The organism is Cellulomonas sp. P4_H4 (assembly GCF_056400865.1).
In genome coordinates this window covers 762,068-773,936 of sequence record NZ_JBFUKL010000001.1, presented here as the reverse complement: position 1 = coordinate 773,936, position 11,869 = coordinate 762,068, and the positions used below count along the sequence as shown (strand labels likewise).

Genomic DNA, 11,869 nt, shown 5'->3' with positions numbered 1-11,869 from the left:
CCCTTCGTCGGCCGGACGAGCTCCCACGGGTACAGACTCGCCCCGGCACGCGACCACGTCGAGTGCCGGGGCGTTCGTCCGAACGATCAGGCCCCGAGGAGCCGCTCCGCCGTGTCGACGACGTTGCTCAGCAGCATGGCCCGCGTCATGGGGCCCACGCCGCCGGGGTTCGGCGACACCCAGGACGCCACGTCCCGAACGCTCGGGTCCACGTCGCCGACGACGCGGCTCTTGCCGGTCTCCGGGTCGACGGACCGCGAGACGCCGACATCGATCACGACGGCCCCCGGCTTCACGATCTCCGAGGTGATGATCCCCGGGACGCCCGCCGCCGCGATGATGACGTCCGCGTGCCGCGTGTGCTCCGCGAGGTCGTCGGTCCCGGTGTGCGTGAGCGTGACCGTCGCGTTGATCTCGCGGCGCGTGAGCAGGAGCCCGATCGAGCGCCCGACGGTCACGCCGCGACCGACGACGACGACGTCCGCGCCGCGCAGGTCGATGTCGTGCCGCAGCATCAGGTCGATGATGCCGCGCGGCGTGCACGGCAGCGGCGACGTGACCGGCTCGTTGACTCGCAGGACCAGGCGCCCGAGGTTGGTCGGGTGCAGGCCGTCGGCGTCCTTGTCGGGGTCGACGAGCTCGAGGATGCGGTTGGTGTCGATGCCCTTCGGGAGCGGCAGCTGGACGATGAACCCGGTGCAGGCCGGGTCCTCGTTCAGCCGTCGGACGGCAGCCTCGATCTCGGCCTGCGTCGCCGTGGCGGGCAGGTCCTCACGGATCGAGGCGATGCCCACCTCGGCACAGTCCTTGTGCTTGCCGGCCACGTACCACTGCGAGCCCGGGTCGTCACCGACCAGGAGCGTGCCGAGCCCGGGCGTGACCCCGCGGGTGGCCAGTGCGGCCACCCGCTCGGTCAGCTCGGCCTTTATCCGCTTCGCGGTGGCTGTGCCGTCGAGAAGCTGGGCCGTCATCAGTACTGCTGCAGACCGTCGTAGAGCGGGAAGGCGTCCGTGAGCTTGAGCACCCGGGCCTTCAGAGCGTCGAGATCGGTGGACGCGCCGTCGATCAGGGCCGTCGCGATGATGTCCGCGACCTCCGTGAACTCCGCGTCACCGAAGCCGCGCGACGCGAGCGCCGGCGTGCCGATGCGCAGGCCCGACGTGACGCGCGGGGGGCGCGGGTCGAAGGGCACCGCGTTGCGGTTGACCGTGATGCCGGCCGAGTGCAGGAGGTCCTCGGCCTGCTGGCCGTCGAGGTCCGAGTGCCGCAGGTCGACGAGCACGAGGTGCACGTCGGTGCCGCCGGTGAGCACCGAGACGCCCGCCTTGGTGACGTCCGGCGCGGACAGCCGCTCCGCGATGAGGCGGGCGCCGTCCAGCGTGCGCTGCTGGCGGTCCTTGAACTCCTGCGTGCCGGCGACCTTGAACGCGACGGCCTTGGCAGCGATCACGTGCATGAGCGGGCCACCCTGCTGGCCGGGGAAGACGGCCGAGTCGATCTTCTTGGCGTACTCCTCCTTGCTCAGGATGAAGCCCGAGCGGGGGCCGCCGATCGTCTTGTGCACGGTGCTCGACACGACGTCGGAGTGCGGCACGGGGCTCGGGTGCAGGCCCGCGGCCACCAGGCCGGCGAAGTGGGCCATGTCGACCCAGAGCTTGGCGCCCACCTCGTCGGCGATGGACCGGAAGGCCGCGAAGTCGAGGTGCCGCGGGTAGGCGGACCAGCCGCCGATGATCACGTCGGGGCGCTGCTCGAGCGCCTTCGCCCGCACGACGTCCATGTCGACGAGGAAGGTGTCCGGGTCCACGCCGTAGGCACCGACCTGGTACAGCTTGCCGGAGAAGTTGATCTTCATGCCGTGCGTGAGGTGGCCGCCGTGCGCCAGCTCGAGGCCGAGGATCTTGTCGCCCGCGTTGATCAGCGCGTGCAGCACCGCAGCGTTCGCCGTGGCGCCCGAGTGCGGCTGCACGTTGGCGGCCTCGGCACCGAACAGCGCCTTGGCGCGGTCGAGCGCGATGTTCTCCGCGATGTCGACCTGCTCGCAGCCGCCGTAGTAGCGACGGCCCGGGTAGCCCTCGGCGTACTTGTTGGTCAGCACCGAGCCCTGCGCCTGCAGGACCGCGCGGGGGACGAAGTTCTCGCTCGCGATCATCTCGAGCGTGCCCTGCTGGCGGGCCAGCTCACCGTCGAGGACGGCGGCGATCTCGGGGTCGAGCTCGGAGATGTTCTGATCGATGATCGGGGTGTTGCTCATGGCACTCCCTGGCAGTCAGCGCGCACGGTGTCACCGCGCACTCGGTAGTCGGACCGGTGTGGGTGACCGGGGGCCCAGGCGTCCGACCCATGGTCTGCTGCTGCTGCGTCGCTCCCCGGTGGTGACCCACCCGTTTCGCCAGTCGCGACGCCGCACAGACTACCAAGCCGGAGCGGCGCTCGTCCCCGGTCGTCTCAGTCCTCGACGGGCGTCCCCTCGCCGAGGAGCTTGCGCAGGTACGCGTAGGTGAGGTCGCCGGCGGTCTGGTCGTGCTGGTGCTCGTAGCCGTGCTTGGCGTAGAGGGCGATGTTCTGCACGGAGTCGCGCCCGGTGAACACCCAGACCTCCTCGATGCCCTCGGGCAGGAACGGCAGGATCGCCATGAGCATCTGCGTGCCGAAGCCCTGGCCCTGCAGGTCCGGGGCGACGGCGAACCGGCCGAGGGTGGCCTTCGAGCCCTCGATGAGCACGCGGATCGAGCCGACGAGCCGGTGGCCGTACCAGCCGCCGAGCGTGATCACGCCGTCCTCCTGCAGGTCCGCCTCGAGCTCGTCGAGCGTCTGCGTGAGCGGTGGGATGTGCGGGTCGCCGTACTGCTGGGCCTCCGTCACGAAGGCGGCGCGGCGGAGCGTCAGGAGCTCCCCGGCGTCGTCGAGGGTCACCGAACGGATGTCGAGGTCGGCCTGCGTCATGGCGCCCATCGTGTCAGCCGATCAGCGCGACCACTACTCTCGGACCTCGTGTCCTCCGCCACGCAGCTGCCAGTCGAAGCGTCCGCCGACCAGCCCACCCACTGGGTCCTGTCGCTGTCCTGTCCCGACCGCCCCGGGATCGTGCACGCCGTCGCGGGGCTGCTCGCCGAGCTGGGCGGCAACATTACCGAGTCGCAGCAGTTCGGGGACCCGCTGTCGGGCCTGTTCTTCATGCGCGTGCAGGTCACGGCGACGGCCCCGCGCGAGCAGCTGGACGCAGCACTGCACGCGGTCGCGGGCAACTTCGACATGCAGTGGTCGCTCGACGTCGTCGGCCGCCCGGTCCGGACGCTCGTCATGGGCTCCACCGCCGCGCACTGCCTGAACGACCTGGCGTTCCGGCAGCGCTCCGAGAACCTGCCGATCGAGATCGTCGCCGTCGTCTCGAACCACACCGCGCTGGAGCCGCTGGCCGGCTTCTACGGGATCCCGTTCCACCACGTGCCCGTGACCGCGGCGACGAAGGCGCAGAGCGAGGCCCGGCTGCTGGAGCTCGTCGAGGAGCTGGACGTCGAGCTCGTCGTGCTGGCGCGGTACATGCAGATCCTGTCCGACGACCTGTGCCGGAAGCTGACGGGTCGCGTGATCAACATCCACCACTCGTTCCTGCCGTCGTTCAAGGGCGCGCGACCGTACGCGCAGGCGCACGACCGAGGCGTGAAGCTCATCGGCGCGACCGCGCACTACGTCACGGGCGACCTCGACGAGGGGCCGATCATCGAGCAGGACGTCGAGCGGGTCGACCACTCGCGCGCGGTCGACGACCTGGTAGCCCTGGGTCAGGACGTCGAGCGCCGCGCACTCGCGCGGGCCGTCCGCTGGCACGCCGAGCACCGCGTGCTGCTCGACGGCCACCGGACGATCGTCTTCAGATAGCGGGCGACCGGTAGCTCTCGCGGGCCCGGGCCTGCAGCGCGTCGATGGTGACCGCGAGCGCGAGGACGAGCCCGGTGACGACGAGGCGCGCGGACGTGTCGAGGTTGAGCAGAGTGAGTCCGGTCGAGATCGACTGGATGACCAGGATGCCGACGAGCGCCGACCACGCCGACCCGCGCCCGCCGAACAGGCTGGTGCCGCCGATGATCGCGGCCGCGATGGCCGTCAGGTTCGTGTCGCCCGCTCCCGTGCCCTGGTTGGCCGCCGCGAGACGACCCACCGCGAGCACGCCACCGAGCGCAGCGAAGCTCGAGCACAGGATGAAGACCGTGAAGAAGACCCGTCGGACGGGCACCCCGGCCTTGCGTGCCGACTCGACGTCGCCCCCGACCGCCCGCACGGAGCGCCCCCAGCGCGTGCGCCGCAGCAGCAGGTCGACGACGGCGACCAGCCCGACGAACAGGGCGAACACGGCCCCCACACCGCGGTTGGTGTTCAGGTAGGCCACCGCGACGGACAGCACGATCGCCAGCACCGCCACCCGCGCGACGAGCTCCAGCGGCGAGCTCACCGGGAGCTCGACGCGCACGCGCCGGCTCCGGTCCAGGAGCCGTCCGGCGGCATACCCCGCGACGACCAGGAACACGATCGCCCACGAGAGCGACGGGTCGAGGAACGCCGTCTGGCAGAACCGGACCAAGGGCGACTCGAACGGCACGTTGACCGAGCCGGTGGGCCCGAGCACCCGGATCTGCAGGCCCGTGACCACGAGCAGACCGGCGAGCGTGAACACGAAGCTGGGTACCGCGAGCCGGGTCTGCAGCGCGGCGTAGATCGCGCCGACGACGACGCCGACCGCGAGCGAGGCCGCGAACGCGAGCAGGAACGGCCAGCCCAGCTGGACCGAGCAGACGGCGACCACAGCCGCGGCGAGCCCCGAGACGGCGCCCACCGAGAGGTCGATCTGGCCGATGTGCAGCGTGAGCACCACGCCGAGCGCGATCACTCCCGTCGAGGCCGACTGCTGCGTGATGTTGACCATGTTGTCGCTGGACAGGAAGTGCGGGTTCAACGCCTGGAACACGATCCACAGCACGACGAGGACGCCGGTGATCGGCACCACGCCCGCATCGCCCGTGCGGAGGCGCTGCCAGGCGGCGGCCCAGACGCCGAGGGACTGCTGGACGGGTGCGCTCAGCCCGTTCACTTCTCGCTCCGGATGCCCGTGACCGCCGCGAGCAGCTCTTCGTAGCTGGTCTTCGCGGCGTCGAACTCCCCGTTCGTCCGCCCGAGACGCAGCACCACGATCCTGTCGGACACGGCCTGGACGTCAGCGAGCGAGTGGCTGGTCAGGACGACTCCGTGTCCCCGCTCGCGCAGGCGCTCGACGAGGGTGAGGAACTCCGCGGTCTGCCGGAGCCCGAGTGCCGCGGTGGGCTCGTCCAGGACGATGACGCGCGGATCTCCCAGCAGGGCGCGCGCGATCGCGACGGCCTGGCGCTGACCACCGGAGAGAGCGGCCACCGGGACCCGGACGGAGGGCACGCGCGCGGCCAGCTGGTTGAGCAGCTCCCACGCGTGCTTCTCCATCGTGACCTCGTCGAGCAGCGCGCCGCGCTGGACCTCGTGCCCCAGGTAGAGGTTCTCGACGACGTCGAGGTTCTGGCACAGCGCGAGGTCCTGGAACACCGCCGCGATCCCGTACCCCCGGGCGACCGCTGGGTCGGAGAGGGTCACGGGCCGGCCGTCGACGACGACCTCGCCCGCATCGGGGGCAAGAGCTCCGGTCAGGGTCCCGACGAGGGTCGACTTTCCCGCGCCGTTGTCACCGATGACGGCGACGACCTCGTGCGGGCGGACCTCGAAGTCGATGTCGACGAGGGCACGCACAGCGCCGTAGCTCTTCGAGACCCCGCGCAGCGAGAGCACGGGCGCGGTGGCGCCGTCGTTCACGGTCGCACCGTCGGTCGTGGGGGCGACGTCGTTCATGGGGCACCCGTCTCTGCGAACAGGCCCGCCTCGGCGCAGGCTTCGGTGTAGGGCTGCACGCAGATCTCCTCGGTGGTGTACACGCCGCCGTCGATGATGACGCGGCGCAGGTTGCCGATGTTCACCGACACGGGGCTGAGCAGCAGGGCCGGGACGCCCTGCACCCGGGACGTGGGCATCGGCGTCTCGCCGCGCAGCAAGCGGACGGCGAGCTCGGCGGCGGTCCGTGCCTGCTCGTTGATGGCCTTGTAGACGGTCATGACCTGGTCGCCGGTGATGATCCGCTGCATCGCCGTGAGCTCCGCGTCCTGCCCGGTGACCGGCGGGATCGGGTCGAGGCCTGCGGCGTACATCGCGGAGATCGCACCGCCGGCTGTGCCGTCGTTGGCTGCGAGCACCGCGTCGACCTGGCCCGAGAACTCGGTCAGCTGCCCCGTCACCCACTCCTGGGCCTTGTCCGGGCTCCAGTCGGGGGTGTCGTACTCGGCGAGGACGTTGATCGGCAGACCGTCGAAGGCCGCCCGGGCGCCCTGCTCGAGCTGGGCCGAGTTCGGGTCCGTCGCGGCGCCGTTGACCATCAGCACTCCCTTGGGCGCGGAGGGATCCAGACCGTCGAGGGCCAGTGCCCGAGCGAGCGCCTCGCCCTGGAGCTGGCCGATCCGGCGGCTGTCGAACGACACGTAGAAGTCGATGTCGGCGTTCGCGATGAACCGGTCGTACGCGATCACCGGCACGCCTCGCCGGTTCGCCTCCTCGACGATGCCGACCGCGGCGTCCGCGTCGACCGCGTCGAGCACGAGCACACCCGCACCCTGCGTGAGCACGGCCTCGGCCTGCTGCTGCTGGAGCGCGGCGTCCTGGTCCGCGTTCGCGTAGAGCACCTTGCACTCGGTGCAGCGCCGCGCGACGAGTCCCTCGAACGCGGGCCTGTCGACCGCCTCGTACCGCGCCGTCTTCGACTCCGGCAGGAGCAGGGCGATGGCCATCTCGGTCCGCGGGTCGCTCGCCGGCGCGCAGGACAGCAGGCTGAGAGCGAACCCGACGACGGCGATCACGACGGCCGTCCGCCGCAACCTTCGGTGAGCGCTCATGCGAGCACCGTCCCGGGTGCACCGATGGTCACCCGGTCGAGCGCGATCGCCAGGGCGCCGCGCACCTCCGCCGCGGCCCCGAGCTCGGCGGCCACCACCGGGACGTGGCCGGCCGTGCTCGGGATCGTGCGCTGCGCGATGACCGCACGGATCGGCTCGAGGAGCAGCTCCCCCGCGTCCGCGAGGTCACCACCGATCACGACGAGCTCCGGGTCGAACAGGTTGCTCACGCTCGCCGCCGCGACGCCCAGGTGGCGGCCCGCGTCCGCGATGACGCGGCGACAGCCTGCGTCGCCTGCCTCGGCGCGAGCGATCGCACCTCGCAGCGTCAGGTTGCCGTGGCTGGGCCGCAGCATGTCGAGCAGGACCGGCGCCCCGACGTACATCTCGAGGCAGCCACGGTTCCCGCACCGGCAGACCGGACCGTTCTCGTCGACCGTCGAGTGGCCGATCTCCCCCGCTCCGCCCGCACGCCCGTGGTACACCTCGCCACCGAGCACCAGACCGCCACCGACGCCGTGCGAGGCGTGGATGTAGACGACGTGCTTCCGCCCGCGCGCCGCACCGACCCGGACCTCGGCGAGTGCGCCCAGGTTCGCGTCGTTGTCCATGTAGACGGGCAGGCCGAGCCGCGCACCGAGCAGGTCCGGCACCGCGGCGCCGTCCCACCCGCGCAGCATCCCGAGCGAGGAGATCTTGCCCGTGCGCACGTCTACCGGCGCCGGCACGCCGACCCCGATGGCCAGGACCTCGGACAGCTGGGCGTCGACGGAGTCGACCATCTCGGTCAGCAGGAGGGCGGCGCGCTCGAGGCCCTGGTCCGCGCGGTGCTCGGGGGGCAGCGGCATGCGTTGCTCGGCGACGATGCGGTGCGCCACGTCCGACAGCGCGACGCGCAGAGACCGGCTCCCGAAGTGCATACCGGCGACGAGGCCGAGGTTGCGCGCCAGGGTCACCTGCTGGGCGCGACGACCGGAGCGCGAGGTCGGGGCCGTGTGCAGGACGCCGGCGCTCGTGAGCTCCTTGACGATGTTCGACACGGTGGCTGGGGACAGGCCAGTGACGCCGGCCAGCTCGACCTGCGTGAGGGAGCCACGCTGCTGGACGGCGCTGACGATCCGCGCCCTGTTGGCTTCACGCAGTGAAGTCTGGGAGCCCGGAGTGACCCGGTCATTGCCCACGCGCGAAGAATACACAGGCCCCTACGGGACGGACGACGCCGGGTACGGACCTCACCCATTGGGCATTGCGGCACAAACCGTGCATATGCTCCACACCGCATCGACCTGCGGCTGGACGGGTGAACCTGGGTGGACGCACCCCTCACCCAGGTGAGTGAACGCCTCGCGCCGGACTACGGCATCCATCAGGTGAAGACCTGATCACGATTTGGCTTCGCATTCGTTCACTTCTTGACTTCAATGCCTCCGGGCCGCTGTGATGTGACCCGTATCGGGCGAGGCGCACTGCCGAGCCTCCCCCGACCGCCAGGCGAATCGCTCCCGCATCGACTGGCGACCACCCCGACTGCGGGACTCCACAGTTCTTCGGTCTTTGCACCACCCCTTTATCCACGGCAAAGAAGGCGTAGGAGACACATGCGTACAGGACGCAGAATGACAGCCGTCGCAGCCGGCATCGCGGTTGCCAGCCTCGCGCTGGCCGCCTGCAGCTCGGGCGACGACAGCAGCGACAGCAGCTCGGACGCCAGCGGCTCCGGCGACGCCGACCAGGTCGAGGTCTTCACCTGGTGGGCCAGCGGCTCCGAGAAGCTCGGCCTCGACGCTCTCGTGAGCGTCTTCAACGAGCAGCACCCCGACACCGAGTTCGTCAACGGCGCCGTCGCCGGTGGCGCAGGTTCGGCCGCCAAGGACCTGCTGCAGTCGCGGCTCCAGGCGAACGACCCGCCGGACACGTTCCAGGCGCACGCCGGTGCCGAGCTCACCGACTACATCAACGCCGGCCAGGTCGAGGACGTCTCGGCTCTGTACGACGAGTTCGGCCTGCGCGACGCCTTCCCGGCGGACCTCGTGGACCGCCTCACGGTCGACGGCAAGATCTACTCGATCCCGTCGAACATCCACCGTGCCAACGTCGTCTGGGCCAACTCGGCCCTGCTCACGGACGCGGGCCTCGACCCGGCCGCGACCTACGCGACGTTGGACGACTGGTTCGTCGCCCTCGACGCCGTCAAGGAGAAGACCGGCCGCACGCCGCTCTCCGTCGCGACGACGTGGACCCAGGTCAACCTGCTCGAGACGATCCTCCTGTCCGACCTGGGTGCCGACGGCTACTCCGGCCTGTGGGACGGGTCGACCGACTGGTCCGGCCCCGAGGTCACGAAGGCCCTCGAGGACTTCGGCAAGCTGATCAGCTACACGAACACCGACCGTGACGGTCTGGACTGGCCGGACGCCACCCAGCAGGTCATCGACGGCAACGCCGCGTTCAACGTCATGGGCGACTGGGCCGTGGCCGCGTTCGAGGAGGCCGGCAAGGCTTCCCCGGCCGACTACGTCTACTTCCCGGTCCCCGGCACCGACGGCGTGTTCGACTTCCTGGCCGACTCCTTCACGCTCCCCGTGGGTGCCCCGCACCCCGGTGGCGCCAAGGCGTGGCTCGAGACGGTCGGTTCGCTCGAGGGCCAGGTCGCGTTCAACAAGGCCAAGGGCTCCATCCCGGCCCGTACGGACGCCGACCCGGCCGACTTCTCGACCTACCAGCAGTCCGCCATCACCTCGTTCGGCAAGGACACCATCGTGTCCTCGCTCGCGCACGGTGCCGCTGCTCCGGCCGCCTGGTCGAACGCGATCAGCGACGCCACCTCCAAGTTCACGACCGGTGCGTCGGACGTTGCGACCTACCAGTCCGAGCTGGCTGACGCCGCCTCGGCGAACAGCTGACCTACCGCATGAAGTGAGACCCGGTCTCGTCCCGGTCCTGGCAACAGGGCCGGGACGGGGCCGTGTCCCACGTCAGCACCTCTTTCACCCGGGCCTGTGACAGCGACCCTGGCCCCGTCCACACGCTCGAACCGAACACGGGAGGCACTCGTGCCCCGTCAGATCCGCAAGTGGGGTCCTCCCCTCCTGCTCATCTCGCCGTCGCTGATCCTCCTGGGGATCTTCGTCTACGGTCTGCTCTTCATGAACGGCGTGACGTCCACCAAGGACATCTACACCGCCGCGCAGACCACGGGCAGGGAGCCGTCCGGCTTCGTCGGCCTGACCAACTACACCGACCTGCTCGGGTCGGACAGCTTCCAGCACTCGTTGAAGAACCTGCTCATCTACACGGTGGTCTTCCTCGTGGGCACGATGCTCTTCGGCTTCCTGTGGGCGTGGATGCTCGACCGGCCGGTGAAGTTCGAGGGGGTCTTCCGCTCCGTCTACCTCTTCCCGATGGCCGTCTCGTTCGTCGCCTCGGGTGTCGTGTGGCGGTGGCTGCTCAACTCGAACCAGGGCGAGCAGGCCTCGGGCCTCAACCGTCTGTTCCAGATGATCGGTCTGCCGTTCCTCCAGAACAACTGGTGGAACAACGTCAGCATCGGCATCGCGGCCATCGCGATCCCGGCCATCTGGCAGCTGTCCGGCTACGTCATGGCGCTCTTCCTCGCCGGCTTCCGCGGAGTGCCCGAGGAGCTGCGTGAGGCCGCCAAGGTGGACGGCTCGTCCACCTGGCAGATGTACCGCCACGTGATCTTCCCGCAGCTGAGCCCCGTGGCCCTGTCGGCGATCATCATCATCGGCCACATGTCCATGAAGTCGTTCGACCTCATCATGTCGATCTCCAAGCCGGCGAACTACCAGACCAAGGTGCCGTCGATCGACATGTACGTGTTCAAGTCGAGCTTCAACTACTCCAACGCAGCAACGGTCGGCGTGATCCTGCTCGTGATCGTCGCGGTGCTCATCGTCCCGTACCTGGTGCACCTCAACCGGACGGAGAAGAACGCATGAGCACCGTCGCCACCGACGACCTCCTCGCCCCCCTCGGCAAGGCCCCCCACGTCGAGCGCACGCCCGTCAACCGGTTCTCGAAGGGCCGCACGGCGAAGTACGCGCTGCTGATCTTCTTCGTCATCGTCGTGATGATCCCGGTGTACGTCCTCCTGGTTACCAGCTTCAAGGGCCAGGGCGACGCGACACCCGCGCGTGCCTGGAACCTGCCCCAGCTGTGGACCACGGAGAACTGGAGCGCGGCGTGGACGGCCCTGTCCCCGTCGATCTTCCGCACGCTCACCATGGTCGTCCCGGCCGCGATCATCTCCTCGGTCCTCGGGTCGATGAACGGCTTCGTGCTGGCGCGCTGGCGCTTCAAGTACGCCGACATCGTCTTCACGCTGATCCTGTTCGGGATGTTCATCCCGTACCAGGCCGTCATGATCCCGCTGCTGCAGCTCATGAACGGTGTCGGTGTCCCCTCGGGCATCCCCTCGCTGATCGTGCTGCACGTGATCTACGGCCTGCCGATCACGACGCTGATCTTCCGGAACTACTACATGTCCATCCCCGAGGAGCTCATCGAGGCCTCGCGCATGGACGGCGCCGGGATGCTGCGGACCTATTGGTCGGTCGTGCTGCCGATCTCGATCCCCAGCTTCGTCGTCGTGCTCATCTGGCAGTTCACCTCGGCCTGGAACGACTTCCTGTTCGCGGTGTTCTTCTCCTCCAGCCAGAACGGCCCGGTCACCCTCGCCCTGAACAACCTGGCGAACGGTGCCCTGCTCACCAACTACGGCGTGTCCATGGCCGGCGCCCTGCTGGCCTCGCTGCCGACGCTGCTGGTGTACGTGCTCCTGGGCAAGTACTTCATCGGTGGTCTGATGTCCGGGTCGGTCAAGGGCTGACGCTCTGCACCTGATCCACCACGAGGGGCCCGCGACCACCGGTCGCGGGCCCCTCGTC

Annotated in this window: 11 protein-coding genes and 1 riboswitch; of the genes, 4 read left to right on the top strand and 7 right to left on the bottom strand. The window is 69.8% G+C overall.

Annotated features, from left to right (window positions below):
- Positions 1-86 precede the first annotated feature (86 nt).
- The 3 genes from AC1DPN_RS03880 to AC1DPN_RS03870 form a co-directional block, all read right to left on the bottom strand.
- Positions 87-971 (bottom strand): bifunctional methylenetetrahydrofolate dehydrogenase/methenyltetrahydrofolate cyclohydrolase, encoded by an 885-nt coding sequence (locus tag AC1DPN_RS03880; RefSeq protein ID WP_477083379.1) that lies wholly within the window; start codon positions 969-971, stop codon positions 87-89.
- Positions 971-2,254 (bottom strand): serine hydroxymethyltransferase, encoded by a 1,284-nt coding sequence (gene glyA / locus AC1DPN_RS03875; protein WP_477083378.1) that lies wholly within the window; start codon positions 2,252-2,254, stop codon positions 971-973. The genes AC1DPN_RS03880 and glyA overlap by 1 nt, the downstream gene beginning before the upstream one ends.
- A 65-nt stretch (positions 2,255-2,319) precedes the next feature.
- Positions 2,320-2,410, bottom strand: a riboswitch (ZMP/ZTP riboswitch).
- Positions 2,411-2,448: 38 nt separating this feature from the next.
- The gene (locus AC1DPN_RS03870) at positions 2,449-2,946 is read right to left on the bottom strand and encodes a GNAT family N-acetyltransferase (RefSeq protein WP_477083377.1); all 498 of its coding nucleotides are present in this window, start codon (positions 2,944-2,946) and stop codon (positions 2,449-2,451) included.
- Positions 2,947-2,994: 48 nt separating this feature from the next.
- Between AC1DPN_RS03870 and purU the strand changes: the two genes are divergently transcribed.
- Complete coding sequence (purU, locus tag AC1DPN_RS03865; protein ID WP_477083376.1) at positions 2,995-3,882, top strand: formyltetrahydrofolate deformylase; 888 nt, start codon at positions 2,995-2,997, stop codon at positions 3,880-3,882.
- Here purU and AC1DPN_RS03860 read toward each other — a convergent pair.
- Genes AC1DPN_RS03860 through AC1DPN_RS03845 form a run of 4 tightly spaced genes read right to left on the bottom strand, consistent with a single transcriptional unit; the run spans position 3,875 to position 8,143 of the window.
- Positions 3,875-5,089 (bottom strand): sugar ABC transporter permease, encoded by a 1,215-nt coding sequence (locus AC1DPN_RS03860; RefSeq protein WP_477083375.1) that lies wholly within the window; start codon positions 5,087-5,089, stop codon positions 3,875-3,877. The genes purU and AC1DPN_RS03860 overlap by 8 nt on opposite strands.
- Positions 5,086-5,871: an ATP-binding cassette domain-containing protein gene (locus AC1DPN_RS03855; protein ID WP_477083374.1), complete on the bottom strand. Its 786-nt coding sequence runs from the start codon at positions 5,869-5,871 to the stop codon at positions 5,086-5,088. Before AC1DPN_RS03855 ends, AC1DPN_RS03860 begins: the two co-directional genes overlap by 4 nt.
- Positions 5,868-6,962: a substrate-binding domain-containing protein gene (locus AC1DPN_RS03850; RefSeq protein WP_477083373.1), complete on the bottom strand. Its 1,095-nt coding sequence runs from the start codon at positions 6,960-6,962 to the stop codon at positions 5,868-5,870. The genes AC1DPN_RS03855 and AC1DPN_RS03850 overlap by 4 nt, the downstream gene beginning before the upstream one ends.
- Positions 6,959-8,143, bottom strand: coding sequence for an ROK family transcriptional regulator (locus AC1DPN_RS03845; protein WP_477083372.1), 1,185 nt, complete (start codon positions 8,141-8,143; stop codon positions 6,959-6,961). Before AC1DPN_RS03845 ends, AC1DPN_RS03850 begins: the two co-directional genes overlap by 4 nt.
- A 435-nt stretch (positions 8,144-8,578) precedes the next feature.
- Here AC1DPN_RS03845 and AC1DPN_RS03840 point away from each other — a divergent pair, with 435 nt between their 5' ends.
- The 3 genes from AC1DPN_RS03840 to AC1DPN_RS03830 all read left to right on the top strand — a co-directional run bounded on the left by AC1DPN_RS03840 (position 8,579) and on the right by AC1DPN_RS03830 (position 11,811).
- Entirely contained in the window at positions 8,579-9,865 is a 1,287-nt protein-coding gene (locus AC1DPN_RS03840; RefSeq protein ID WP_477083371.1) for an ABC transporter substrate-binding protein, read from the top strand.
- A gap of 150 nt (positions 9,866-10,015) precedes the next feature.
- Positions 10,016-10,921, top strand: a complete 906-nt coding sequence (locus AC1DPN_RS03835) for a carbohydrate ABC transporter permease (protein WP_477083370.1) — start codon at positions 10,016-10,018, stop codon at positions 10,919-10,921.
- A complete protein-coding gene (locus AC1DPN_RS03830) occupies positions 10,918-11,811 on the top strand; it encodes a carbohydrate ABC transporter permease (protein WP_477083369.1) in 894 nt (297 codons plus the stop codon). The genes AC1DPN_RS03835 and AC1DPN_RS03830 overlap by 4 nt, the downstream gene beginning before the upstream one ends.
- Positions 11,812-11,869: the final 58 nt, after the last annotated feature.

Excerpts from the sequence above, each read along its gene's own strand:
- AC1DPN_RS03830 (WP_477083369.1), top strand. The coding sequence starts at position 10,918 with ATGAGCACCGTCGCCACCGACGACCTCCTCGCCCCCCTCGGCAAGGCC.
- glyA (WP_477083378.1), bottom strand. The coding sequence starts at position 2,254 with ATGAGCAACACCCCGATCATCGATCAGAACATCTCCGAGCTCGACCCC.
- AC1DPN_RS03855 (WP_477083374.1), bottom strand. The coding sequence starts at position 5,871 with ATGAACGACGTCGCCCCCACGACCGACGGTGCGACCGTGAACGACGGC.
- AC1DPN_RS03870 (WP_477083377.1), bottom strand. The coding sequence starts at position 2,946 with ATGACGCAGGCCGACCTCGACATCCGTTCGGTGACCCTCGACGACGCC.
- AC1DPN_RS03840 (WP_477083371.1), top strand. The coding sequence starts at position 8,579 with ATGACAGCCGTCGCAGCCGGCATCGCGGTTGCCAGCCTCGCGCTGGCC.
- AC1DPN_RS03850 (WP_477083373.1), bottom strand. The coding sequence starts at position 6,962 with ATGAGCGCTCACCGAAGGTTGCGGCGGACGGCCGTCGTGATCGCCGTC.
- AC1DPN_RS03880 (WP_477083379.1), bottom strand. The coding sequence starts at position 971 with ATGACGGCCCAGCTTCTCGACGGCACAGCCACCGCGAAGCGGATAAAG.